General features: G+C 38.6%; 1 pseudogene. It reads left to right on the top strand.

The features are described from left to right. Positions 1-805: pseudogene (locus tag E0D94_RS14665) on the top strand (IS3 family transposase); the annotation flags it as partial.

Genomic DNA, 805 nt, shown 5'->3' on the forward strand with positions numbered 1-805 from the left:
CTGAATTTGATGTTCATCAAAACCAAATTATTGACTGGAAAAATCAACTGATTTCAGCTTCCTCGCAAGCTTTCGATCAATCAAAAGCTCCAACAGAACCACCCATCGATCTAAAAAAACTACATGCAAAAATCGGTGAGCAGGCATTAGAAATTGATTTTTTAGAAGGTGTGTTGAAGAAACTGGGTCGCTTCAACCACAAAAGTTAATCGATGACTCACTTCAGATTTCAGTATCTAAGCAAGCTAAGCTGCTGAAAGTCTCCCGTGGTTGTTATTACTATCGCCCAAAACCTGTGAGTGAATCAGATCTGAAGCTGATGCGCTGTATGGATGAGTTACATATGCAATACCCTTTTGCAGGTAGCCGTATGATGCGTGATTTATTGAATCGTCAAGGACATCATATAGGACGACGTCATACACGTACTTTAATGAAGAAAATGGGCATTAATGCGTTATATCGTAAACCAAATCTAAGTCAGGCCAATCAAGCTCACCGTAAATATCTATATCTGCTCAAAGGATTGGCTATTCAGCGCAGTAATCAAGTGTGGTCTACGGATATAACGTATATCCCTATGGCAAAAGGCTTTGTTTATTTATGTGCTGTGATTGATTGGCATAGCCGCAAGGTACTTGCGCATAGAGTATCGATTAGTATGGAGGTTACATTTTGCATAGAAACATTAAATGAAGCTATTGAAAAATATGGCCGACCTGAAGTCTTTAATACAGACCAAGGCAGTCAGTTTACCAGTGATGCATTTATTGATGTATTGAAATCAAATGGCATTCAAATCAGT

Source organism: Senegalia massiliensis (genome assembly GCF_900626135.1).
Classification (GTDB): Bacteria; Bacillota; Clostridia; order Tissierellales; family SIT17; genus Anaeromonas; species Anaeromonas massiliensis.